The following is a 23,794-nucleotide window of genomic DNA, read 5'->3' as shown; positions in this document are numbered from 1 at the left end:
GTGCCGGAGAGCTCACGCCTCGGTCGCCCCCGCCTCGATCGCCTCCTCCACCTCGGCGACGCGCTCGCGTTCCTCGGCCGCGAAGCGTTCCGCGTCCAGGCGTTCGGCGATCTCCTCGTCCTGGGCCATCAGCAGGTCCAGGCTGGAGTCGCCCATCTCCAGGACGCCCATGTCGACGTAGGCCTGCTGGAGGCGCTTGCCCCACAGGCCGATGTCCTTGACGCAGGGGACGATGCGGCTGAAGAGCAACTGCCGGAAGAGCTGGAGGAATTCGGAGTTCTCGCTGAGTTCGCCGGCCTCGGCCCGCGGGATGCCGAAGTTCTCCAGGACCTCGACGCCCCGCAGGCGGTCGCGCATCAGGTAGCAGCCCTCGATGACGAATTCCTCGCGCTCGCGCAGTTCGGCGTCGGTGAGCTGCTGGTAGTAGTCGCGCAGCGCCATGCGGCCGAAGGCCACGTGGCGGGCCTCGTCCTGCATGACGTAGGCGAGGATCTGCTGGGGCAGCGGCTTGTCGGTGGTGTCGCGGATCATGCCGAAGGCGGCCAGCGCCAGGCCCTCGATCAGGACCTGCATGCCCAGGTACGGCATGTCCCAGCGGCTGTCGCGGAGGGTGTCGCCGAGCAGCGCCTGGAGGTTGTCGTTGATCGGGTAGACCATCCCGATCTTCTCGTGCAGGAAGCGGCCGTAGATCTCGGCGTGCCGGGCCTCGTCCATGGTCTGGGTCGCGGAGTAGAACTTGGCGTCCAGGTCGGGGACGGACTCCACGATCCGCGCGGCGCAGATCATCGCGCCCTGTTCGCCGTGCAGGAACTGGCTGAACTGCCAGGAGGCGAAGTGCCGTCGCAGCTCGCCCTTGTCACGGTCGGTCATCTTCGCCCAGTACGGCGTGCCGTACAGGACCATCGCCTCCTCGGGGGTGCCCAGCGGGTCGAAGGGGTCGACCTCCAGGTCCCAGTCGATCCGCTTCCGCCCGTCCCACTGCTTGTCCTTGCCCTTCTGGTAGAGGGCGAGGAGGCGGTCGCGGCCGTCGTCGTACTCCCAGCTGAAGCGCGCCGCGCCGGCGGCGGGGACCTGCCAGTGCGGGTCGCCCGGGTCGTTGGCGTACACGTCGTAGGTCGGCATACTTCGCAGGCTCACACGTAGACGTCGAGTCAACAAGTCGTGTGCGAGGGATTGACGCCCTTGCTGACACGCAGTCTCATAAAGGCGGGAACCTGACCGCCGGGTAACCGGCCGATCCGGCCACGACCCGTACGACGAGGTGGGACAGCCATGACGACCGTGACGGATGCCGACGCGCTCGCCGGACTGCGCGACGCGCTCGGTCTGCTGAAGGACCGGGAGCAGGTGGCCGAGCGGCTGCTGGACTCGTCCGCCAAGCACTCCTTCGACCCCGACAAGGAGCTGGACTGGGACGCGCCCTTCGAGGAGGGCAAGTGGTTCTGGCCGCCGGAGCTGGTGTCGCTGTACGGCACGCCGCTGTGGAAGCGGATGAGCGAGGAGCAGCGCATCGCGCTCTCCCAGCACGAGGCCGCCGCGCTCGCCTCGCTCGGCATCTGGTTCGAGCTGATCCTGATGCAGCTGCTCGTGCGGCACATCTACGACAAGCCGGCCACCAGCGCCCACGTCCGGTACGCCCTCACCGAGATCGAGGACGAGTGCCGGCACTCGAAGATGTTCGCCCGCGTGATCACCCGCGGCGGCACCCCCTGGTACCCGGTGGCCCCCGTCCACCAGCACCTCGGCCGGCTCTTCAAGACGATCTCCACCACGCCCGGCTCCTTCACGGCGACCCTGCTCGGCGAGGAGGTCCTGGACTGGATGCAGCGGCTGACCTTCCCGGACGAGCGGGTGCAGACCCTGATCCGCGGGGTCACGCGCATCCACGTCGTGGAGGAGGCGCGGCACGTGCGCTACGCCCGTGAGGAGCTGCGCCGGCAGATGGTGACCGCGCCGAGGTGGTCGCGGGAGTTCACCCGCGTCACCTCCGGCGAGTTCGCCCGCGTGTTCTCCGTGGCCTTCATCAACCCCGAGGTCTACACGAACGTGGGACTGGACAAGCGGGAGGCCATGGCCCAGGTGAAGGCGAGCGGCCACCGGCGCGACGTGATGCAGACCGGGTCCAAGCGTCTGACCGACTTCCTGGACGACATCGGTGTGCTGCGGGGCGTCGGGCGGCGGATGTGGCGGTCCTCCGGGCTGCTGGCCTGAAGGGGCTCGGGCGGCGGGGCCGGCCGGCGATTACGCTGCCGGACATGAGCCCTGCCGCGTCCACCCCCGCCTACCGAAGACTCAGCGTCGAGGAGCGGCGCGCTCAGCTGCTCGAGGCCGCGCTGTCCCTCTTCGCGCACCGGGCGCCCGAGGAGGTGTCGCTGGACGACGTGGCGGAGGCGGCCGGAGTGTCCCGGCCGCTGGTGTACCGCTACTTCCCCGGCGGCAAGCAGCAGCTGTACGAGGCCGCCCTGCGCTCGGCGGCGGAGGAGCTGCGGCTCTGCTTCGACGAGCCGCACGACGGCCCGCTCCTGCCCCGCCTCACCCGCGCCCTGGACCGCTACCTCACCTTCGTCGACGGGCACGACGCCGGCTTCACCGCGTTGCTCCAGGGCGGCAGCGTGGTGGAGACGTCCCGTACGAGCGCCATCGTGGACGGGGTGCGCAGGACCGCCGCCGAGCACATCCTCAGCCACCTGGAGGTCGCGGACCCGGGGCCTCGGCTGCGCATGACCGTGCGCATGTGGATCACGGCGGTGGAGGCGGCCTCGCTGATCTGGCTCGACGAGGACAAGCAGCCGCCGCTCCAGGAGCTGCGGGACTGGCTGGTCGAGCAGTTCGTCGCGGTGCTGTCGGTGACCGCGAACCGGGACCCGCAGACCGCCGCGCTGGTACGGCGCCTGCTGTCGCCGGCGAATGGCTGACACTGGAGCTGTGAAGAGCGAAGACACCCCCTTCGAGGGCGGCCCCATGGACGGGCGGACGCTGCCCGTGCTGGTGGGGCCCACCGGGAACCCCCCGAAGACGTATCGCATCCCGGTCCCGGACGCGGCGGGCGGTCCGCCCACCGTGCTCGTCTACCGTCGGGTCCCGCGCGGGCACAGCAAGCGGCTCGGGCTGCCCCAGGGGTGGAAGTACGAGTTCGATCCCGAGGGAAAGCGGGGCGGCGGACCGAAGTGGCCGTGGTCCAGGCCGTCCCGCACAGGGGACCCGAACGGCGCCGAGGGCAAGCCGGGTGACACCGGCGGGTGAGCGTTTTGCTCCGTCCGGAGCAGGACAGGCGCACATGGTCGGTTCATACGTCGAATCTCACGGTGTGGAGCGGAGAGGCCGCCCCGCACCGGAGGTGATGACATGTCAGGGAGGTTGCCGCGTCTGGTGTGCACGGCCGCGGTGGCGGCGCAGGCCGCGCTCGCGACGGTGACCGCCACGGCGGTGCCCCAGCCCCCCGCGGCCGGACAGCAGTCCGGCCCCGGACAGCCGCCCGCCGCCGGCCGGCAGAACCGGCCCGCGCTGCCGCCCGCACCCGGGCAGCCGGGCACGGACCTGCGGCGGAACTCGGCCGCACGGCCGGGCACGGCCGGGCAGCCGGGCACGCCCGGAGCGGCGGGGGCCGCCGGGCGACCGCCCTCGGGTGGACAGCCGTCCCCGGGCGGGCCGCGGGCCACGGGTGAGTCGCAGGCCACGAGCGGGGAGCCGTCCCTCGCGGGGCCGCGGGCCGCCGCCGGGCCGCCGGCCGCCTTCGGGCCGCCGCTCACGACGGCCCCGCAGACCGCGCCCGGGGGGCCGTCCGCCACCGGACCGCAGACCGCCGCCGCGTCGCCGGGGGCGGCCGGATCGCCAGGGGTTGCCGGACCGCAAGGCGTCGCCGGACCGCAAGGCGTCGCCGGGCAGCCGTCCGTGGCCGGGCTGCTGACGGATCTGGGGAAGCTGTACCGGCAGGCCGAGCAGGCCACCGAGACGTACGACACCGCCGGTGAGCTGCTGGAGAAGCGGCGGGCCGAGGCCCGCCGGCTCGACGCGGCGCTCGCCCGCGCCCGGCTCGCCCTGACCGGCAGCCGCGCGGCGGCCGGCCGGCTCGCCCGCCAGCAGTACCAGAACAGCGGCGACCTCTCCCCCTACCTGCGGCTGCTGCTGGCCCGCGACCCGCAGCACGCGCTGCAGGAGGGCCATGTGATCGGGCAGCTCGCGCGCGAGCGGGCCGAGACGGTGAAGCGGCTGACGGACGACGAGAAGAAGGCGGCCGCGCTGGCCCGCGAGGCGCACACCGCGCTCGACGCCCAGCTCGCCGTCGCCCGGCGCCGGCAGCGGGCCCGGGACGACGTGCGAAAGCGGCTCGGCGACATCGAGAAGCTGCTGGCCTCGCTCAGCACCCAGCAGCTGACGGCGCTCGCCGAGTTCGAGCGCGGCGGCATCATCGAGGCGCAGCGCAGGTTCCTGGCCTCCGGCGCGCTCGGCCCCGGGCGGCCGCCCACCGCGGCGGGCGAGGAGGCCGTGCGCTACGCCGTGGGGCAACTGGGCAAGCCGTACGAGTGGGGCGCGGCGGGCCCGCGGGCCTACGACTGTTCGGGGCTGACCTCGCAGGCGTGGGCGCGGGCCGGGACGCCCATCCCGCGGACCAGCCAGGAGCAGTGGGCCCGGCTGAGGCGGGTGCCGCTGAGCGAGCTGCGCCCGGGCGACCTGGTGGTCTACTTCCCCGAGGCCACGCACGTCGCGCTCTACCTCGGCGACGGCATGGTGGTGCAGGCGCCCCGGCCGGGCGCGAGGGTGAAGGTGTCGCCGCTCGCCGCCAACCCGGTGCTGGGCGCCGTACGGCCCGATCCGGGCGGGGAGCCCCTGCGGCGGTACGTGCCGCCGGTGCTCCCCAGGGGCGCCCTGGACGGACCGGACGCGGGGCTCTACTCGGCCGACCCGGCGGCGGCCTCGGCACCGGCTCCAGCACCGGCACCGGCGGCGACCTCGCCCAGGTAGGCCTCGGTCTTCGCCGGGTCGAAGAAGAAGTCCTCGAGGTCGGCCGGGTTGTCGAAGGCGTTGGCGAAGCGGTCGGCGACCGGCTGGAGCTCACCGGCGGCGCCGAACAGGTTCAGAACGTGCTCCGGCGGCGGGGCGAGCATGGCGTTCGTCCACTTGGTGACGTGCCGCGCGGTCTTCCAGTAGCGGTCGAACGTCTGCTGCATCCACTCCTCGTCGAACGGCCGGTCGCCGTGTTCGAGGATCGAGGCGAGGTAGGCGGCGGCGCACTTGGACGCCGAGTTGGAACCCTGGCCGGTGATCGGGTCGTTGGCGACGACGACGTCCGCGACGCCCAGGACCAGGCCGCCGCCGGGCAGCCGGCCGATCGGCTTGCGCACGGTCGGGGCGTAGCGGCCGGCGAGGGTGCCGCCGGCGTCCGTGAGCTCGACCTTGGTGGAGCGCGCGTACTCCCACGGCAGGAAGGTCTTCATGAGGTCGAGGGTGAGCGCCAGGTGCTCCGACGGGTCCTTGACGCCCTTGAAGACGTCGAGCGGGCCGCCGGGTATGCCCTCCCAGAACAGGATGTCGGCCCGGCCGGAGAGGGTGTACGTCGGCATGACGAACAGCTCGCCGACGCCGGGGACCACGTTGCAGCGGACCGCGTCGAAGTCGGGGTGCTCGGGCCGCGGGCCCATCCCGTGCACGTACGCCACCGCCAGCGCGCGCTGCGGCTCGCCGTACGGGGAGCGCTCGGCGTCCCGCTCGAACATGGACACCAGTTCGCCCTTGCCCGCCGAGACGAGGACGAGGTCGTAGGCGCGGGAGAAGTAGTCGAGGTCGCCGACGGCCGCGCCGTGGATGACCAGCTGGCCGCCGCGCTGCGCGAACGTCTCCATCCAGCCGGCCATCTTGACCCGCTGGTCGACCGACTGCGCGTACCCGTCGAGCCTGCCCACCCAGTCGATCGCGCGCTGCGAGGGGCCCGGGTCGAAGGAGCCGGGGGCGGCGACCGAGACGCCGAGTCCCTCGATCCTGGGGGCCTGCGGCTCCCAGAAGTTCAGCCGCAGGTCCCGCTCGTGCTGGAGCGCGGTGTGGAACATGCACTGCGTCGACATGACCCGGCCGGAGCGGATCTCGTCCGCGGTCCGGTTGGACATCAAGGTGACCTCGTACCCGTGCGACTGCAGGCCGAGGGCGAGCTGGAGACCGGACTGGCCGGCCCCCACGACGAGTATCTTGCGCATGCGGGTGGTGCCTCCTACGGCTTCGGGGACGGCGCGCGGAACGGGAGTGCCCGGGGCCGGGGCTGCTCGGGGGCCGTGGCTACTCGGGGGTCTCCTCGAGCGCGTGGGCCACGAGGGCCAGCAGGGTCTCGACGGCCGAGATCCGGCGCCGCGCGTCCATGATCATGACAGGTATGTGCGCGGGGACGGTGAGCGCCTCCCGGACGTCCTCCGGCTCGAACAGCTCGGTGCCGTCGAAGTGGTTGACCGCGACGACGTACGGCAGGCCGCAGCTCTCGAAGTAGTCCAGGGCCGGGAAGCAGTCCTTCAGCCGGCGGGTGTCGGCCAGGACGACGGCGCCGATCGCGCCGCGCACCAGGTCGTCCCACATGAACCAGAACCGCTGCTGGCCGGGCGTGCCGAACAGGTACAGCACCAGGTCGTCGTCGAGCGTGATCCGGCCGAAGTCCATGGCGACGGTGGTGGTCGCCTTGCCCGGCGTGGCGCTGAGGTCGTCGGTCTCCTCGCTCGCCTCGGTCATCAGCGCCTCGGTCTGCAGGGGCGTGATCTCCGAGACGGTGGTGACCAGCGTGGTCTTGCCGACGCCGAAGCCGCCGGCCACCACTATCTTCGTGGCGATCGGGGCGCGGGTGCGGTCCGTCTGCCAGGGCCGCAGGGTCTCGTCGGGCTCGACGAGGGGGGCGGCGCCGGCCGGGGGGACGGCGGTGGCGGCGACGGCGGAGTCAGAGACGGCGGAGTCCACTCAGCACCCTTTCCAGCAGAGCGCGGTCCGGACGACCGGTGCCATGACCGGTTCCGGTTCCGTACACACGGATCTTTCCCTGGTCCGCGAGATCGCTCAGGAGCACGCGGACCACGCCGAGCGGCATCTTCAGCAGCGCGGCGATCTCGGCCACCGTCCGCATCCGGCGGCACAGTTCGACGATGGCCCGCATCTCCGGCATGACCCGGCTGGTGACGGAGCCCTTCTCCAGCTCCTTGCGCTCCTCCGCCGCCTCCAGCGCGGCCGTGCTCGCCACGAACGTCTCCACGAGGAGGACGTGGCCGAAGCGGGTACGGCCGCCGGTGAGGGAGTAGGGCCGGACGCGGGCGGGCCTGCGGTCGCCGCCGCGCACCGGGAGCTGCTGTCTGGGCACGCCGCCCAGCGGACCGCTCATGGCATGGCTCATCGGACGCTCCCCACCGACTCGGACTCCAGGGACTTCCTCAGCTCGCTGCGGAGTTCGGGCGTCAGGACGTGCCCGGCGCGGCCGACGAAGAGCGCCATGTGGTACGCCACCACGCTCATGTCGCACTCCGCGGAGCCGTGCACGCCGAGCAGCGAGCCGTCGCTGATCGACATCACGAAGAGGCTGCCCTCGTCCATCGCGACCATCGTGTGCTTGACGGCGCCGCCGTCCATCAGCCGGGCCGCGCCGACGGTGAGGCTGCCGATGCCGGAGACGACGGTGGCGAGGTCGGCGGCGGAGCCGCGCGGGCCGCTCCGCGGGGCGCCCGGGGAGCGGCGGGCCGCGTCGTTGCGGTCCTGGTCGGAGGAGAGGAGCAGGAGGCCGTCGGAGGAGACCACGGCGACGGATTCGATGCCGGGGACCTCCTCGACGAGGTTGGTCAGCAGCCAGTGCAGGTTGCGGGCCTCACGGCTCAGTCCGAAGGTTCCGAAGGTGCTGGGAGCGGTCAACTGCTTGCCTCCTCGACGGTGCCCCCCGTGGATTCCTCAGCCGGCGCTCGGTCGGCCGGTGTCGGCCGCTGGTTCTGGCCCGTCCGCTCGGCGATCTCCGCCTGTACGTCGCGGTGGCCCGCCTGCGCACCCTGACGGAATCCGCCCAGGCGGCGGCGCAGGGCGTCGGCGTCCACGGAGCCGGTGCGCCGGCGCGGGGCCTGGGTGGGGGTGGTGATTCTCGGGGTGCGCTTGGGGAGGCCCTTGGCGGTGACCTGGTCGCCCGACGCGCGCTCGTGCGTGTCGGCGGTCTCGGCGCCGCCTTCGGCCGGAAGCCTGTCGCCGCCGTTCCCGCCCGTGCGGCTGTCGCCGCCGGGCACGGACACCCCGTGCGGCGCGTGCTCACCGGCGGTCCGCGCCTGCTCGGACCGGCCCGCGGTCCCGGACGCGGGCGGCGGGCCCGGCTCGGCCCGCCGGGACACCGGCTGCGGCTGCGGCTGCGCCGACGCCGTCTCGGGCGCGGCGTGCGCCTGCGGGGGGACGGTCCCGGACGCGGGGTGCGGGGCCGGCTCGGGCCGCCCGGACGCCGGCTGCGGCTGCGCCGACGCCGTCTGGGGCCCGGGATGTGCCTGCGGGGGGACGGTCCCGGGCGCGGGGTGAGCCTGCGCGGGGACGGCGCCGGGCGCGGGATGCGGTTCCCGGGCGGTCCGTTCCGGAGCGGGGTGCGGCAGGAGGAGTTCCATCGTGGTCTCCGCCGGGGACTCCGGCGGAGCCTGCGCGGGTCGCGCGGCGGCCGGTTCCGGCGCCGCGGCCGTCTCCCGGGGCGTCTCCTGGGCCGCCTCCGACTCCCGCACCGCCTTCTCCGCCTGGTGCACCAGCGGGTCGCCGTCCTTGGCGCGGACGTGCAGGACGTTGGAGTTGGCCTCGGCGTCCGCGCCGGGCAGCGTGATGGTCCCGGTGCCGCCGGGGGCCGGGCCGGTGGCCGGGACGGCGGCGGACGGCGCGGGGGCCAGGAGCGGCTGGGGCACGACGACGACCGCCGCGATGCCGCCCTGCTTCTGCTCGCGCAGCTGCACACGGGCGCCGTGCCGGTGGGCGAGGCGGGCCACCACGTAGAGGCCGAGGCCCAGGCCGTCCTCGCTCTCCTGGTCGTAGGAGGCCTGCGGGTCGAAGTCGGCGAGGCGGGCGTTGAGACGGGTGAGCCGCTCGGCGGCCATGCCGATGCCCTCGTCCTGGACGGAGAGCATGATCTCGCCGTTCTCCAGGAGCCAGCCGGAGACCTCGACCGGCTGGTCGGGCGGGGAGAACGAGGTGGCGTTCTCCATGAGTTCGGCCAGCAGGTGGGAGAGGTCGTCCGCGGCGAAGCCGGCGACGTGCGCGTGCGGCGGCAGCGCGGCGATGCGCACCCGCTCGTAGCGCTCGATCTCGCTGACCGCGGCCCGTACGACGTCGACCAGCGGGACCGGCCCGGCGTGCTGCTGGACGTGCTCGGTGCCGGCCAGGACCAGCAGGTTCTCGCTGTGCCGGCGCATGACCGTGGCGAAGTGGTCCAGCTTGAAGAGGGTGGCCAGACGTTCGGGGTCCTGCTCGCGCTCCTCCAGGCCCTCGATGACGGCGAGCTGCCGCTCGACCAGGCCGAGGGTGCGCAGCGCCAGGTTCACGAAGGTGGAGCCGATGCCGGTGCGCAGCCGCTCCAGCTGGGCGACGGCGTCGGCGAGTTCGGCGCGCAGTTCCTCACGGGCGTCGGCCATCTTCTGCCGCTGGCCGACCAGGTGCTTGCGGTCGGTCTCCAGGGTGGCGATCCGCTCGGCGAGGGCGGCGGCCCTGGTGTGCAGGGTGTTGACGGAACGGACGACCTGCGCGAACTCGTCGTCGCGGCCGGTGAAGCGGATCGCTTCCTCGGCGGTGGGGTCCTCGGCGCCGGCCAGGCGGGCCGAGCCCAGGCGGAGCACGGCGAGCGGGCGGGTGAGGGTGCGGGCGAGGGCCGTGGCGACGCCGACGGTGAGCAGCAGGAGGGCGCCGAGCAGGGCGACGCGGATCTCCAGCGCGGTGACGTCGTCGTCGCGCAGGGCCGCGAGGTCCTTGGTCCGGTGGTCGTAGAGGGAGGACTCCGCGCCGCGCATCAGGTCGACGCGGGCGCTGAGCGCGGCGTCCGCCTTCTTGACGCTGGTGTTCAGGTCGTCGTCGCCGAGCGTCGGCTGCGCGGTGAGCTTCTTCAGGTAGTCCTCGCCGCTCTTCGCCTCGGCTCCGGTGACCGTGGAGTCGTAGGAGTCGCGGGCCGCCTCGGGGGCGGTGTCGCGGAACTCGGCGAGGGCCGCGTCCGAGCGGAACCGGGCCTGCTGGGCGGCGGTGCTGAGGGCGTCGCGCCGTTCGGTGTCGGCCTCCGAGGAGGTGTACGTCCGTTCGGACCGGCCGGTGAGCGGGTTGTAGACGGTGCTCGTGGAGTACGGCACGTTCAGGGCGGCCAGCAGCAGCCCGCGGGCGGCGGCGGCCTGCTGGACGGCGGTGTCGAGCTCGGCGAGCGCGTGCGCCCCGGAACCGGCGCGCGAGGGCATCCGCTCGGCCAGTCGCTCGGCGAGCCGGTGCAGTTCGGCGATGGTGGCGGAGTACGCCTGGTGGACCTCGAGGGCGCCGCTCCGCCCGGTGAGCGCCGAGCGGCGCACGGCGGCGATGCCGTTCAGGTCGGTGCGCAGCCGGCCGGGGGTGTCGGGGTCGGCGCGCAGGTCGTCGACCTGGCGGTCCACCCGGGTGCTGCGCTGCTCGGAGGGCGCCTTGGACTTGGGGCGGCCGGCGGCGACGTAGGAGGTCACCTCGTCGCGTTCGTCGGCGAGCGAGTGGGCGAGGGCGAGGGCGTCCTGGGTCTGCCCGGCGAGGGTCACCAGGTCCTGGGAGTCGCCGAGCTGACCGGAGGCGGCGATGAGGGAGGGCGCGCCGGCCGCGGCGACGGCGGCGGTGACGACGGCGACCGCGGCGATGAGGCGGTTGCGCACGTGGGTGGGGCGGCCCTTGCCGACGGGAACGGCGCCGGCGGCGGGTGCGGCGGGTGCGGCGGAGGAGGCGGGTGCGGCGGAGGAGGCGGGAGCCGCGGGGGACGCGCCGGGCGGCTGTGCCGGGCCGCCCGCGGTGGCCGTCTGCTGGTCTGTGCGCCGAGGCCGCTTCTTCTGCACCGGTGCTCGCATTCCTGTACTCGTGTACTCATGGGCCCGGGTGGCTCTCCGTCGACGCGTGCGACGGGTGCGCGCACCCTCCCCCGGCCCGCGCTGTCGCGCCGCGCGGGGGACCTGCATCGGTTTCCGACCCTCCCAGTGCCGGTGGGCAGTGGGCCCGCATCGTCCGACCGGCCACCCGAAGGAGTGAACCCCGGAGGGGAGTTGGCGGGCAAGTTCCTCCGGCCTGTGCCGGGGCTTTGCCCGGTGGGCCGGTTGGACGTCTGCGGCAGGCTTTGGCAGGATTCGCCGCCACGCCTTCCCGGAGCCCGCCATTCCCTCCCAAACCAGGCGGCTGACCTGCGTCGGTGCGCTATTTCCCAGGTGGTTGGCGGCTTTTGGCGAGCCATGTGAAGGCCTGGTGCAGACTGGCCGGATGCGTACTGAGGTTGTTTCGGAACCCGGCCTGGCCGAGCGGCCCAACGAGGACTTCGCCGCCGTCGCACTGCCCGCCTCCGGGCAGGGCGGCTGTGCGGTCGTCCTGGACGGGGTGACGCCGCCGAGGACGGACACCGGGTGTCTGCATTCCGTTCCCTGGTTCACCGCCCGGCTCGGCGGCGCGTTGACCGAACTGACCGTTTCCTGCCCAGATCTGACGCTGACGGAGATCCTCTCGCGGGCGATCGCCCGGACCGCCGCGGCACACGCCGTCACCTGTGACCTTTCTCACCCGCGCACGCCTCAGGCAACCGTGGTGCTCGTGCGCTGGTCCGCCGGCACGGTCGACCACCTGGTCCTGTCCGACTCGGCGCTCCTGCTGGAGTACGCCGACGGTTCGGTCGTACCCGTACTGGACGACCGGCTGGCCCGGCTCCCCCGGTCCGCGCTCGCCACCGACGAGCTCATCGACGCCACCCTGCGCAACAAGGAGGGCGGCTTCTTCACCGCGGCGGCGGATCCCTCGGTGGCGGGCCGGGCGATGACGGGCAGCGTGCCGTGCGAGCGGGTGCGCGCGCTGGCCGCGCTGACGGACGGGGCGACGCGCTGGGTGGAGCGGTTCGGCGAGGGCGACTGGGGGCAGTGCCTCGCCCTCGTGCGCAAGGAGGGGGCGCGCGCCCTGGTGGACCGCGTCCGGATGCTGGAGGAGGCGGACCGCGAGGAGCGGACGCACCTCGGCCGGAGCAAGACGCACGACGACGCGACGGTGGTCTTCGCCGAGCTGTGAGGGGAGAGCGGGCGGACGAAGGCGGGCACCGGCAGCGGTGAAGCCGGGTGGCGGCGGGACCCGGCAGCGGTGGGACGGCGGCGGTGAGCCGGGCGGCAGGTCCGAGCGAGGGCCTACTTGTCCATGACGCCGTTCAACTCGTGCAGCAGCCTGGCCAGTTCGGCGACCTCGCGGCGGTCCCAGTGGGCGAGCTGGCTGACGTAGCGGGCACGGCGCGCCTCGCGCACCTGGCCGACGCGGCGGCGGCCGTCGGCGGTGAGGGCCACCAGCCAGGCCCGTCCGTCCGCGGGATCCGGTTCGCGGGCGACCAGTCCCAGTTCCTCCAGGGCGCGCAGCTGGCGGGACATGGTGGCCTTGCCGACGCCGATGTACGCGGCGAGCGCCGTGGCGCGCTGGCCGCCGCACTCGTCCAGCCGGGCCAGCAGCCCGTACGCCGAGGACTCCAGTTCGGGGTGCACCTCGCGGGCCATCTCGCCCTGGCTGGCCCGGGCCCGTCGCAGCAGCAGGGTCAGCTCCCGCTCCAGCGCGAGGAACGGCCGGTCTGCACCACTCGGCGAAGGGCCGAGTTCACCCTCGTGTGCTCCGCTGTTCGCGTCTTCGTGCACGTCAGCCCCTGCCTGGAGTTTCCCGGTCCTGAAAGTTTCCGCCATCTGCCGCCATCGCCGCAGCTCCGTCAGTATTTCGCAGGCGTAGACCAACGGCGGCCCCCGGTCCCCCTTCCCAGCCGCGGGTCTACGTGCGTAGCTTCTTCGTCAGGCAATGAATGGCATGCTCACGCCAGCACACCCTCACCGGCGGGTCTTCCATGATCCGCTCTCCCCCCGTGCGACCGTGGGCCGTGCCCGCTTTATCCCCCACCGAGCACCACCGAACTTTCGGAGGCACGTCATGCCCGTGCACAGATCCGGATCGGCCCGCGCCCGGCGGCTGACGGCAGCGGGAGTCCTGCTCGCAGCGTTCTCCTTCTTCCTCACGGCGCCCTCCTCGGCCACCACGACGCCCGCCCGCGGCTCCGCCTACATGGGCATGGGCGTTTTGGCGCACGACGGTCAGAGCGGTACGCCCGCGTCCGACAAGGCAGCCCAGACCGAAGGCGTCGACGTCTCCGGCTACCAGGGCAACGTGGCCTGGTCCACCCTCTGGAACAGCGGCGTCAGGTGGGCCTACACCAAGGCCACCGAGGGGACGTACTACACGAACCCCTACTTCACGCAGCAGTACAACGGCTCGTACAACGTCGGCATGATCCGCGGCTCGTACCACTTCGCCACCCCGGACACCACCAGCGGCGCCACCCAGGCCAACTACTTCGTGGACCACGGCGGCGGCTGGTCCAAGGACGGCAAGACCCTGCCGGGCGCCCTCGACATCGAGTGGAACCCCTACGGCGCCGCCTGCTACGGCAAGTCCGCGAGCGCGATGGTCAGCTGGATCGCCGACTTCCTCAACACGTACAAGGCCCGCACCGGCCGTGACGCGGTCATCTACACCGCCACCAGCTGGTGGACCCAGTGCACCGGCAACTACGGCGGCTTCGCCGCCGACAACCCGCTGTGGATCGCCCGCTACGCCTCGACGGTGGGGACCCTGCCGGCCGGCTGGGGCTACTACACGATGTGGCAGTACACCTCGTCCGGCCCGACCGTCGGCGACCACGACAAGTTCAACGGGGCCCTGGACCGCGTACAGGCGCTGGCCAACGGCTGATCCGCCCCGCACGGACCGCGGCCGCGTCCCGCCGCTGCCGCCGCCGGCGGCCGTCGCGCCGCGCACGGTGAAGGCCCGGGCCTCCCTCACGGGACCCGGGCCTTCCCTCATCCGGCGGCGCCGTCACGCCGCCGCCGGAAGCGCGGTCTCCGCGCCGTCACGCCGCCGCCGGAACCGCGGGCTCCGCAGCGTTCGTCGCCGGTGCGAGGGCCAGCTCCAGGACCTGGCGGACGTCGGAGACGGCGTGGACGTCGAGCTTGTCCAGCACCTGCGCCGGGACGTCGTCCAGATCGGGCTCGTTGCGCTTGGGGATGATCACGGTGGTCACCCCGGCGCGCTGGGCGGCGAGCAGCTTCTGCTTCACGCCCCCGATGGGCAGCACCCGGCCGGTGAGCGACACCTCGCCGGTCATCGCCACGTCCGTGCGGACCAGCCGGCCGGACAGCAGCGAGGCCAGCGCGGTCGTCATCGTGACACCGGCGCTCGGACCGTCCTTGGGGACCGCGCCCGCCGGGAAGTGGATGTGCACGCCCCGGTCCTTCAGGTCGCCCACCGGAAGCTCCAGCTCGGCGCCGTGGCTGCGCAGGAAGCTCAGCGCGATCTGCGCGGACTCCTTCATCACGTCGCCCAGCTGCCCGGTCAGGGTCAGGCCCGCCGCGCCCGTCTCCGGATCGGCGAGCGACGCCTCGACGTACAGGACGTCGCCGCCGGCCCCGGTCACCGCCAGGCCCGTCGCCACGCCCGGCACGGACGTCCGGCGCTCGGCCGGGTCCTGGGCGGACTCCGGCACGTGGTGCGGCCGGCCGATCAGCGCCCGCAGGTCGTCGCCGGTGACGATGAAGGGCAGCTCCCGCTCCCCCAGCTCGTGCTGGGCCGCGATCTTGCGCAGCAGCCGCGCGACGGACCGCTCCAGGGTGCGCACGCCCGCCTCGCGGGTGTACTCGCCCGCCAGCCTGCGCAGCGCGCCCTCGTCGAGGGTGACCTCGTCCGGGCGCAGACCGGCCCGCTCCAGCTGGCGCGGGAGCAGGTGGTCGCGGGCGATGACGACCTTCTCGTCCTCGGTGTAGCCGTCCAGGCGCACGATCTCCATGCGGTCCGCCAGCGCCTCCGGGATGGCCTCCAGGACGTTGGCCGTGGCCAGGAAGACCACGTCGGACAGGTCCAGCTCCACCTCCAGGTAGTGGTCCCGGAAGGTGTGGTTCTGCGCCGGGTCGAGGACCTCCAGCAGGGCCGCGGCCGGGTCGCCGCGGAAGTCTGAGCCCACCTTGTCGATCTCGTCGAGCAGGACCACCGGGTTCATCGACCCGGCCTCCTTGACGGCGCGCACGATCCGGCCGGGCAGCGCCCCGACGTACGTACGCCGGTGGCCGCGCACCTCGGCCTCGTCGCGGACCCCGCCCAGGGCGACGCGGACGAACTTGCGGCCCATGGCGTGGGCGACGGACTCGCCCAGCGACGTCTTGCCGACGCCGGGCGGACCGACCAGCGCCAGGACGGCGCCGCCGCGCCGGCCGCCGATCACCCCGAGCCCCCGGTCGCCGCGGCGCTTGCGCACCGCCAGGTACTCGGTGATCCGCTCCTTCACGTCCTCCAGGCCGGCGTGCTCGGCGTCCAGGACCGCCTTGGCGCCCTGGATGTCGTACGTGTCGTCGGTCCGCTCGTTCCAGGGCATCTCCAGGACCGTGTCCAGCCAGGTGCGGATCCAGGAGCCCTCGGGCGACTGCTCGGAGGCGCGCTCCAGCTTGTCGACCTCCTTGAGGGCGGCCTCACGGACCTTCTCCGGCAGGTCGGCCGCCTCGACGCGGGCGCGGTAGTCGTCGGACTCCTCGCCCTCCGTCTCGCCGTTCAGCTCGCGCAGCTCCTTGCGGACGGCCTCGAGCTGACGGCGCAGCAGGAACTCGCGCTGCTGCTTGTCGACGCCCTCCTGGACGTCCTTGGCGATCGTCTCGGCCACGTCCTGCTCGGCGAGGTGGTCGCGCAGGTGCCGGATGGCGAGCCGGAGCCGGGCCACCGGGTCGGCGGTCTCCAGCAGCTCGACCTTCTGCCCGGTGGTCAGGAACGGCGAGTACCCGGAGTTGTCGGCGAGCTGGGACACGTCGTCGATGGCCTGCACGCGGTCCACGACCTGCCAGGCGCCGCGCTTGCGCAGCCAGGCGGTGGCCAGGGCCTTGTACTCCTTGACCAGTTCGGTGACGTGGCCGGGCAGGGGCTCCGGCGCGCTCTCGTCGATCCGGGAGCCCTCGACCCACAGCGCCGCGCCCGGACCGGTGGTCCCGGCGCCGATCCTCACCCGGCTCCGGCCGCGGATCAGCGCGCCGGGGTCGCCGTCGGCGAGCCGGCCGACCTGCTCGACGGTGCCGAGGACGCCGGTCGTCGCGTACGTCCCCTCGACCCGCGGCACCAGCAGCACCCTGGGCTTCCCGGGCTCGTCGCGGGCGGCGGCCTGCGCGGCCTCCACCGCGGCCCGCACCTCGGCGTCGCTCAGGTCGAGCGGGACCACCATCCCGGGCAGCACGACCTCGTCGTCGAGCGGCAGCACGGGCAGGACGATCGGTGTGAACGCCGTGGACTCAGCAGCCATGATCTCCCCTTCGGCAGTCAAGTTGAGTTATGCCGACTCAATGCACGGGGCGCCCTCGATTGTTCCCCGACCCGTGTTCGCCGTGAGCGATCACCCGGAGACGGAGCGGAAGCGGCAGGTCAGGGCCGGGACGGCCCGCGACACGGGCCGGCCGGGCCGGGGCCGTACGGGCGAGACACCGGCCGGAGCGGACACCGAGACCGACGGTTCGGACGAGCGAGACGACGGCTCGGAGAAGCGTGACGACGGCTCGGAGGAGCGTGACGACGGTTCGGAGGAGCGAGACGACGGTTCGAGCGGGCGAGTCGTCGGCCCCCCCCGGCAGGAGGGCCGACCCCGCGACCCGGCAACAGGCGTCACCGGCCGTCACCCTTAATTCACGTGGCGGTCCAGGCCCGTTGGGGCAGGATGACCCCATGACCGCCTCGTACGAGACTCCCGTGGTGCTGGACCGTCGCGAGGGCCCGCACGGCGAGGTCGTGCTGCGCCGGCACGGCGCGCTGCTGCAGATCATCGCCAACGGCTGCTTCCTGATGGACACCTCCGACGGCCGCTCCGAGCGGCTGCTGGTCGACGCCGCCCTGGACGCCCTGGACGGCCGCCGGGCGCCGCACCTGCTGATCGGCGGGCTCGGCGTCGGCTTCTCCCTGGCGCACGCCGCGGCCGACCCGCGCTGGGGCCGGATCACCGTCGTCGAGCGGGAACAGGCCGTCATCGACTGGCACCGGGACGGCCCGCTGTCCGAACTGACCGCACGGGCGCTGGCCGATCCGCGCACCGCGATCGTCGGAGCCGATCTGCTCGATTACGTCAATGAGACATCCGACACTTTCGACGCGCTGTGCCTCGACATCGACAACGGCCCCGACTGGACCGTCACCGAGGGCAACCAGGGGCTGTACCGGCCGGCCGGACTCACGGGCTGCGCAAGGGTGTTGAGACCCGGCGGAGTGCTCGCGGTGTGGTCGGCGAAGCCGTCTCCGGAATTTGAAGGAACCTTGTGGAATGTCGGATTCCAACAGGTGCGCACCGAAGAGATCCCCGTTGCCCGGGGCGTTCCCGACGTGGTGCACCTCGCCGTCAGACCTGGATAGCAAAGCCGCGGTGACTCCCCGTACGCTGCTTCCCTGACGCCGATCATTCAAGCGTCAATCGCAACCATGCGCAGTCAAGGAATCACCCCACGGATTCCGGAAGCACACCTCAGGGGCGGGCGATGGAGCAGACACACACCTCGCACAACGGCACGACGGCCGGCCCGGGCGCACAGCGCCGGGTTCTGGTGGTCGAGGACGATCAGACCATCTTGGACGCCATCGCCACCCGCCTGCGCGCCGAGGGATTCCTGGTGCAAACGGCGGGCGACGGTCCGGCCGCGGTCGACACCGCCGAGGCCTGGCAGCCCGATCTGCTGATCCTCGACATCATGCTGCCCGGGTTCGACGGACTGGAGGTCTGCCGCCGGGTGCAGGCCCAGCGGCCGGTGCCGGTGCTGATGCTCACCGCGCGCGACGACGAGACCGACATGCTGGTCGGCCTCGGGGTCGGCGCCGACGACTACATGACGAAGCCCTTCTCGATGCGGGAGCTGGCGGCGCGGGTGCACGTGCTGCTGCGCCGCATGGAGCGCGCGGCGCTGGCCGCCGCGACCCCGCGCAGCGGCATCCTGCGCCTGGGCGAGCTGGAGATCGACCACGCGCAGCGCAGGGTGCGGGTGCGCAGCGAGGACGTCCACCTGACGCCGACGGAGTTCGACCTCCTGGTGTGCCTGGCGAACACCCCGCGCGCGGTGCTCTCCCGTGAGCAGCTGCTGGCCGAGGTGTGGGACTGGGCGGACGCCTCCGGCACCCGCACCGTCGACAGCCACATCAAGGCGCTGCGCCGGAAGATCGGCGCCGAGCGGATCCGCACGGTGCACGGCGTGGGCTACGCGCTGGAGACGCCGACCCCATGAGCACGGGGCGGCCGGCCGTACGGCGGGACCGGCGGGAGCCCGCGCGGCGGAGCCGGCAGGAACCCCCGCGCCGGGACCGGCGCGACCCCCGGGACGGCGCGCGCCGCCTCCCGGTCGGCGCCAGGCTGGGCTTCTCGGTCAAGACGAAGCTCGGCACGCTGGTCGTCATCTCGGTGCTGATCACGACGGGGCTGTCGATGATCGCGGTGCACACCAAGACCGAGCTGCGCTTCATCATGGTCTTCTCGATGATCGCGACCCTGCTCATCACGCAGTTCGTGGCGCACTCGCTGACCGCGCCGCTGGACGAGATGAACGCCGTGGCCCGCTCGATCTCGCACGGCGACTACACGCGCCGGGTGCGCGAGAACCGCAGGGACGAGCTGGGCGACCTGGCCCAGACGATCAACCGCATGGCGGACGAGCTGGCGGCCCAGGACCAGCAGCGCAAGGAACTGGTGGCGAACGTCTCGCACGAGCTGCGCACCCCGATCGCGGGGCTGCGCGCGGTGCTGGAGAACATCGTGGACGGGTTCACCGAGCCCGACGCGGAGACCATGCGCACCGCCCTGAAGCAGACCGAGCGGCTGGGCCGGCTGGTGGAGACGCTGCTCGACCTGTCCCGCCTGGACAACGGCGTCGTCCCGCTGAAGATGCGCCGCTTCGAGGTGTGGCCGTATCTGGCGGGCGTGCTGAAGGAGGCCAACATGGTCGCCTCCGCGCGCGCGGCGATGGCCTCCGGCTCCGGCAGTCACACCCGTACGGACGTCCATCTGTGCCTGGACGTCTCCCCGCCGGAGCTGACCGCGCACGCGGACCCCGAGCGGGTCCACCAGGTGCTCGCCAACCTGATCGACAACGCCGTCAAGCACAGCCCGCCGCACGGCAGGGTGACGGTGAAGGCGCGGCGCGGGCCGCAGCCGGAGTCGCTGGAGCTGGAGGTCCTGGACGAGGGGCCCGGCATACCGCGCTCCGAGTGGCACCGCGTCTTCGAGCGGTTCAACCGGGGCCAGGTGAGCCGCCCGCACGGCCCGGGCAGCGACGGCGGCACCGGGCTCGGCCTGGCCATCGCGCGGTGGGCGGTGGATCTGCACGGCGGCCGGATCGGTGTGGCCGAATCCGATCGCGGCTGCCGGATCCTCATCACCCTTCCGGGACCCCCCTCAGTTCAAAGTTGACGTAAAGTTCGAGGCGGAACCACAAGATCCACGAGCTTCCGGGCAGACGGACACGTGTGATCAGGCAGGGGACCGCGCCTCGCAGGGGCCGGACCCGGGTCCACCCTTCCCGCGCACGGGCGAACCACGCTTGTTTCCCGCCATTTCAAGCCCCGAAACACAGCTTTCGATGTGACTTGCGCGACGTTGAACGGGCCCGACCTGACCTTCACCGTCTTGGAGGCGTAGCCTTTATTCCCGCTGTCCATCACCTTGTGAAGCGGAAGAGGGCGGTTGCCGCCGTGTCGCCACAGTCCCCCAGTAACTCGAGCATCTCCACCGAGACCAGCCAGGACGGGAAGAACCCCGCGGCGGCCTTCGGTGCCAACGAGTGGCTCGTCGACGAGATCTATCAGCAGTACCTCCAGGACCCGAACTCGGTAGACCGCGCCTGGTGGGACTTCTTCGCCGACTACAAGCCGGGGGCCGCCGCCGCTGCCTCCTCGGCCCCGTCGGGTGCCGCGGCCGCGGGGGCCGCGGGAACCGGCACGGCGCCCCAGGCGGCGCCCGCCGCGCAGGCCCCGGCCGCGCAGGCCCCAGCCGCTCCGGCCCCGGCCGCGCCCGCCGCCAAGCCCGCCGCCGCTCCGGCCGCCCCGGCGCCGGCTCCGGCCGCCCCGGCCAAGCCCGCCGCGGCCAAGGCCCCGGCGCCCGCGAAGCCGGCCGCCGCCAAGCCCCAGCCCGCCGGCGCGGCCCCCGAGGGCCCGGAGTTCGTGACGCTGCGCGGCCCGTCCGCCGCGGTCGCCAAGAACATGAACGCCTCCCTGGAGCTGCCCACGGCCACGTCCGTGCGCGCCGTCCCGGTGAAGCTGCTGTTCGACAACCGCATCGTCATCAACAACCACCTCAAGCGCGCCCGGGGCGGGAAGATCTCCTTCACGCACCTGATCGGCTACGCGATGGTGCAGGCCATCAAGGCCATGCCGTCGATGAATCACGCGTTCGGCGAGAAGGACGGCAAGCCGACCCTGATCAAGCCGGCGCACGTCAACCTCGGCCTCGCCATCGACCTGGTCAAGCCCAACGGCGACCGCCAGCTGGTCGTCGCGGCGATCAAGAAGGCCGAGACGCTGAACTTCTTCGAGTTCTGGCAGGCCTACGAGGACATCGTCCGCCGCGCCCGCGACGGCAAGCTGACGATGGACGACTTCACCGGTGTCACGGTCTCCCTGACCAACCCCGGCGGACTCGGCACCGTGCACTCCGTGCCGCGCCTGATGCCCGGCCAGTCGGTGATCATGGGCGTCGGCTCCATGGACTACCCGGCGGAGTTCCAGGGCACCTCCCAGGACACCCTGAACAAGCTCGGCATCTCCAAGGTCATGACGCTCACGTCGACCTACGACCACCGGGTGATCCAGGGCGCCGCCTCCGGCGAGTTCCTGCGCCAGGTCGCCAACCTCCTGCTCGGCGACAACGGCTTCTACGACGAGATCTTCGAGGCGCTGCGCATCCCCTACGAGCCGGTCCGCTGGCTCAAGGACATCGACGCCTCGCACGACGACGACGTCACCAAGGCCGCCCGCGTCTTCGAGCTGATCCACTCCTACCGGGTCCGCGGCCACGTCATGGCCGACACCGACCCGCTGGAGTACCGCCAGCGCAAGCACCCCGACCTGGACATCGTCGAGCACGGCCTCACCCTGTGGGACCTGGAGCGCGAGTTCGCCGTCGGCGGCTTCGCCGGCAAGTCGATGATGAAGCTGCGCGACATCCTCGGCGTGCTGCGCGACTCGTACTGCCGCACGGTCGGCATCGAGTTCATGCACATCCAGGACCCCAAGCAGCGCAAGTGGATCCAGGACCGCGTGGAGCGCCCGCACTCCAAGCCGGAGCGCGAGGAGCAGCTGCGCATCCTGCGCCGGCTGAACGCGGCGGAGGCCTTCGAGACCTTCCTGCAGACGAAGTACGTCGGCCAGAAGCGGTTCTCCCTGGAGGGCGGCGAGTCCGTCATCCCGCTGCTGGACGCGGTCATCGACTCCGCGGCCGAGTCCCGCCTGGACGAGGTCGTCATCGGCATGGCCCACCGCGGCCGCCTGAACGTCCTGGCCAACATCGTCGGCAAGTCCTACGCGCAGATCTTCCGCGAGTTCGAGGGCAACCTCGACCCGAAGTCGATGCACGGCTCCGGCGACGTGAAGTACCACCTGGGCGCCGAGGGCACCTTCACCGGCCTGGACGGCGAGCAGATCAAGGTCTCCCTGGCCGCGAACCCCTCCCACCTGGAGACGGTCGACCCGGTCATCGAGGGCATCACCCGCGCCAAGCAGGACGTCATCAACAAGGGCGGCACGGACTTCACCGTCCTGCCGGTGGCGATCCACGGCGACGCGGCCTTCGCGGGCCAGGGCGTGGTGGCCGAGACCCTGAACATGTCGCAGCTGCGCGGCTACCGCACCGGCGGCACGGTCCACATCGTCATCAACAACCAGGTCGGCTTCACCGCCGCCCCGGAGTCCTCACGCTCCTCGATGTACGCCACCGACGTGGCCCGCATGATCGAGGCCCCGATCTTCCACGTGAACGGCGACGACCCGGAGGCCGTGGTCCGCGTCGCGCGGCTCGCCTTCGAGTTCCGCCAGGCGTTCAACAAGGACGTGGTGATCGACCTCATCTGCTACCGCCGCCGCGGTCACAACGAGTCGGACAACCCGGCCTTCACCCAGCCGCTGATGTACGACCTGATCGACAAGAAGCGCTCGGTGCGCAAGCTCTACACCGAGTCCCTGATCGGTCGCGGCGACATCACCCTGGAAGAGGCCGAGCAGGCGCTCCAGGACTACCAGGGCCAGCTGGAGAAGGTCTTCACGGAGGTCCGCGAGGCCACCGCGCAGCCGGCCGTCCCGGCGTCCCCGGACCCGCAGGCGGGCTTCCCGGTCGAGGTCAGCACCGCGATCTCCGCCGAGGTCGTCAAGCGAATCGCCGAGTCCCAGGTCAACATCCCCGAGCACTTCACCGTCCACCCGCGCCTGCTGCCGCAGCTGCAGCGCCGGGCCACGATGGTGGAGGACGGCACGATCGACTGGGGCATGGGCGAGACCCTCGCCATCGGCTCGCTGCTGCTGGAGGGCGTCCCGGTCCGGCTGTCCGGCCAGGACTCCCGCCGCGGCACCTTCGGCCAGCGCCACGCGGTGCTGATCGACCGCGAGACCGGCGAGGACTACACGCCGCTGCTGTACCTGGCGGACGAGCAGGCCCGCTACAACGTCTACGACTCGCTGCTCTCCGAGTACGCGGTCATGGGCTTCGAGTACGGCTACTCGCTGACCCGCCCGGACGCGCTGGTGATGTGGGAGGCCCAGTTCGGCGACTTCGCCAACGGCGCCCAGTCGGTCATCGACGAGTACATCTCGGCCGCCGAGCAGAAGTGGGGCCAGACCTCCGGCGTCACGCTGCTGCTGCCGCACGGCTACGAGGGCCAGGGCCCGGACCACTCCTCGGCCCGCATCGAGCGCTACCTCCAGCTGTGCGCGCAGAACAACATGACGGTCGCGATGCCGACCCTGCCGTCGAACTACTTCCACCTCCTGCGGTGGCAGGTGCACAACCCGCACCACAAGCCGCTGGTGGTCTTCACCCCGAAGTCGATGCTGCGCCTGAAGGCCGCCGCCTCGAAGACGGAGGAGTTCACGACGGGCGGCTTCCGCCCGGTCATCGGTGACACCTCGGTCGAGGCCAACGCCGTCAAGAAGGTCGTCTTCTGCTCCGGCAAGGTCTACTACGACCTCGACGCCGAGCGGAAGAAGCGCGGCGTGACGGACACCGCGATCATCCGCATCGAGCGCCTGTACCCGCTGCCGGGTGCCGAGCTCCAGGCGGAGATCAAGAAGTACCCGAACGCCGAGAAGTACCTGTGGACGCAGGAGGAGCCGGCGAACCAGGGCGCCTGGCCGTTCATCGCGCTCAACCTGATCGACCACCTGGACCTGGCGGTCGGCGCGGACGTGCCGCACAGCGAGCGCCTGCGCCGTATCTCCCGCCCGCACTCCTCCTCCCCCGCCGTGGGTTCCGCCAAGCGGCACCAGGCGGAGCAGGAGCAGCTCGTGCGCGAGGTGTTCGAGGCGTAACCGCGGCGCGGGCGCGTCAGCGCCTTCGCGGGCCGTACGTACCGGGCCGCACCCC

The 23,794-nt window shown here is 72.5% G+C and carries 18 protein-coding genes; 10 read left to right on the top strand and 8 right to left on the bottom strand.

Annotation, left to right across the window (positions count from 1 at the left end; translation table 11 throughout):
• Positions 1–12: 12 nt before the first annotated feature.
• Positions 13–1,122 (bottom strand): ferritin-like domain-containing protein, encoded by a 1,110-nt coding sequence (locus tag ACH5A8_RS27830; RefSeq protein ID WP_399006424.1) that lies wholly within the window; start codon positions 1,120–1,122, stop codon positions 13–15.
• A gap of 150 nt (positions 1,123–1,272) precedes the next feature.
• On the opposite strand from ACH5A8_RS27830, the gene ACH5A8_RS27825 reads away from it, so the two are divergent.
• The 4 genes from ACH5A8_RS27825 (at position 1,273) to ACH5A8_RS27810 (ending at position 4,962) form a co-directional block, all read left to right on the top strand.
• A complete protein-coding gene (locus ACH5A8_RS27825) occupies positions 1,273–2,211 on the top strand; it encodes a diiron oxygenase (RefSeq protein ID WP_399006422.1) in 939 nt (312 codons plus the stop codon).
• A gap of 44 nt (positions 2,212–2,255) precedes the next feature.
• Positions 2,256–2,915 (top strand): TetR/AcrR family transcriptional regulator, encoded by a 660-nt coding sequence (locus tag ACH5A8_RS27820; RefSeq protein WP_399006420.1) that lies wholly within the window; start codon positions 2,256–2,258, stop codon positions 2,913–2,915.
• 10 nt (positions 2,916–2,925) lie between these two features.
• Positions 2,926–3,243, top strand: a complete 318-nt coding sequence (locus ACH5A8_RS27815) for a hypothetical protein (RefSeq protein ID WP_399006418.1) — start codon at positions 2,926–2,928, stop codon at positions 3,241–3,243.
• A 648-nt stretch (positions 3,244–3,891) separates the two neighbouring features.
• Complete coding sequence (locus ACH5A8_RS27810; protein ID WP_399006596.1) at positions 3,892–4,962, top strand: C40 family peptidase; 1,071 nt, start codon at positions 3,892–3,894, stop codon at positions 4,960–4,962.
• Here ACH5A8_RS27810 and ACH5A8_RS27805 read toward each other — a convergent pair.
• The 5 genes from ACH5A8_RS27805 to ACH5A8_RS27785 form a co-directional block, all read right to left on the bottom strand.
• Positions 4,890–6,188: a styrene monooxygenase/indole monooxygenase family protein gene (locus ACH5A8_RS27805; protein ID WP_399006416.1), complete on the bottom strand. Its 1,299-nt coding sequence runs from the start codon at positions 6,186–6,188 to the stop codon at positions 4,890–4,892. The genes ACH5A8_RS27810 and ACH5A8_RS27805 overlap by 73 nt on opposite strands.
• 79 nt (positions 6,189–6,267) lie before the next feature.
• Positions 6,268–6,930: a GTP-binding protein gene (locus tag ACH5A8_RS27800; protein WP_399006414.1), complete on the bottom strand. Its 663-nt coding sequence runs from the start codon at positions 6,928–6,930 to the stop codon at positions 6,268–6,270.
• Positions 6,911–7,357 (bottom strand): DUF742 domain-containing protein, encoded by a 447-nt coding sequence (locus ACH5A8_RS27795; protein ID WP_399006412.1) that lies wholly within the window; start codon positions 7,355–7,357, stop codon positions 6,911–6,913. The genes ACH5A8_RS27800 and ACH5A8_RS27795 overlap by 20 nt, the downstream gene beginning before the upstream one ends.
• Complete coding sequence (locus tag ACH5A8_RS27790) at positions 7,354–7,866, bottom strand: roadblock/LC7 domain-containing protein (RefSeq protein WP_399006410.1); 513 nt, start codon at positions 7,864–7,866, stop codon at positions 7,354–7,356. Before ACH5A8_RS27790 ends, ACH5A8_RS27795 begins: the two co-directional genes overlap by 4 nt.
• Positions 7,863–11,024: a nitrate- and nitrite sensing domain-containing protein gene (locus ACH5A8_RS27785; RefSeq protein WP_399006408.1), complete on the bottom strand. Its 3,162-nt coding sequence runs from the start codon at positions 11,022–11,024 to the stop codon at positions 7,863–7,865. The genes ACH5A8_RS27790 and ACH5A8_RS27785 overlap by 4 nt, the downstream gene beginning before the upstream one ends.
• A gap of 403 nt (positions 11,025–11,427) precedes the next feature.
• On the opposite strand from ACH5A8_RS27785, the gene ACH5A8_RS27780 reads away from it, so the two are divergent.
• Entirely contained in the window at positions 11,428–12,216 is a 789-nt protein-coding gene (locus ACH5A8_RS27780; protein WP_399006406.1) for a hypothetical protein, read from the top strand.
• Between the two features lie 113 nt (positions 12,217–12,329).
• On the opposite strand, the gene ACH5A8_RS27775 is transcribed toward ACH5A8_RS27780, so the two are convergent.
• Positions 12,330–12,821 (bottom strand): MarR family winged helix-turn-helix transcriptional regulator, encoded by a 492-nt coding sequence (locus tag ACH5A8_RS27775; protein ID WP_399006404.1) that lies wholly within the window; start codon positions 12,819–12,821, stop codon positions 12,330–12,332.
• Between the two features lie 283 nt (positions 12,822–13,104).
• Here ACH5A8_RS27775 and ACH5A8_RS27770 point away from each other — a divergent pair, with 283 nt between their 5' ends.
• Positions 13,105–13,923 carry a lysozyme gene (locus ACH5A8_RS27770; protein ID WP_399006403.1) on the top strand — a complete coding sequence of 273 codons (819 nt, stop codon included), beginning with the start codon at positions 13,105–13,107 and terminating at the stop codon, positions 13,921–13,923.
• Positions 13,924–14,080: 157 nt separating this feature from the next.
• Here the strand turns inward: ACH5A8_RS27770 and lon are convergent, their stop codons facing one another.
• Positions 14,081–16,504 carry an endopeptidase La gene (gene lon / locus ACH5A8_RS27765; protein WP_399006401.1) on the bottom strand — a complete coding sequence of 808 codons (2,424 nt, stop codon included), beginning with the start codon at positions 16,502–16,504 and terminating at the stop codon, positions 14,081–14,083.
• Positions 16,505–16,920: 416 nt separating this feature from the next.
• Here lon and ACH5A8_RS27760 point away from each other — a divergent pair, with 416 nt between their 5' ends.
• From ACH5A8_RS27760 to ACH5A8_RS27745, 4 genes are all read left to right on the top strand, one after another.
• Positions 16,921–17,598 (top strand): spermidine synthase, encoded by a 678-nt coding sequence (locus tag ACH5A8_RS27760; RefSeq protein WP_399006399.1) that lies wholly within the window; start codon positions 16,921–16,923, stop codon positions 17,596–17,598.
• A 122-nt stretch (positions 17,599–17,720) separates the two neighbouring features.
• The gene (locus ACH5A8_RS27755; RefSeq protein ID WP_009190587.1) at positions 17,721–18,458 is read left to right on the top strand and encodes a response regulator transcription factor; all 738 of its coding nucleotides are present in this window, start codon (positions 17,721–17,723) and stop codon (positions 18,456–18,458) included.
• Positions 18,455–19,636 (top strand): ATP-binding protein, encoded by a 1,182-nt coding sequence (locus ACH5A8_RS27750; protein WP_399006396.1) that lies wholly within the window; start codon positions 18,455–18,457, stop codon positions 19,634–19,636. The genes ACH5A8_RS27755 and ACH5A8_RS27750 overlap by 4 nt, the downstream gene beginning before the upstream one ends.
• 281 nt (positions 19,637–19,917) lie before the next feature.
• Entirely contained in the window at positions 19,918–23,739 is a 3,822-nt protein-coding gene (locus ACH5A8_RS27745; protein ID WP_399006394.1) for a multifunctional oxoglutarate decarboxylase/oxoglutarate dehydrogenase thiamine pyrophosphate-binding subunit/dihydrolipoyllysine-residue succinyltransferase subunit, read from the top strand.
• Positions 23,740–23,794 lie beyond the last annotated feature (55 nt).

This window comes from Streptomyces sp. NPDC018610 (genome assembly GCF_044391765.1).
Classification (GTDB): domain Bacteria; phylum Actinomycetota; class Actinomycetes; order Streptomycetales; family Streptomycetaceae; genus Streptomyces.
The sequence above is the reverse complement of the archived record's forward strand: the minus strand, read 5'-3'. Positions and strand labels throughout refer to the sequence as shown.